Genomic DNA, 505 nt, shown 5'->3' on the forward strand with positions numbered 1-505 from the left:
TTGCAAGGCCAGGTTGCGCAGGGCGGCAATCCGTCGTTCCAGTGCGTCGCGTTCGGCGAGGAAGCGCCGGTATTTGTCGACATCGAGGCGCTGTGCCAGGCGCGCGCCATTAGGGGAGTAATCTTCATGGGTGAGGGCCTGGAAATGGGACTCGGCCGGCGACAGGGCAGGCCCCCGGCGTGACGTGCCCAGCCTGAACGCGGCCAGTTCCGGTGAAGGTGCGTCCGCCGGGTACAGGCTTTCCAGCGTCTTGTTCAGCAGCATGGCGACCAGGTTGCGATGGTGAAAGTCGCGGCTCTGCGGGCTGAGCTGTTCGGCATCCAGCCGGTAACACGCTGGCACGCGCTCCTGCTCGGGAGGTTGGGCGGGTTTTGTGTGTTCCAGTTGCTCGGCGGGCATCAGGTCACGCAGTTGATGCTGGTAGGCCGAGACCGACAGGCTCAGGTCCAGGGCCATGCCTTCGGCGTCGGCGAGCGCCACCACCACTGGCACTTTCGGCTGGGTC

Annotated in this window: 1 pseudogene; it reads right to left on the bottom strand. The window is 65.7% G+C overall.

The window, feature by feature from the left end:
• A pseudogene (locus I8746_RS27695) lies at positions 1–505 on the bottom strand (hypothetical protein); the annotation flags it as partial.

Origin of the sequence: Pseudomonas sp. USTB-Z (assembly GCF_019691255.1) — a bacterium.
In the GTDB taxonomy this organism is placed as follows: domain Bacteria; phylum Pseudomonadota; class Gammaproteobacteria; order Pseudomonadales; family Pseudomonadaceae; genus Aquipseudomonas; species Aquipseudomonas alloputida.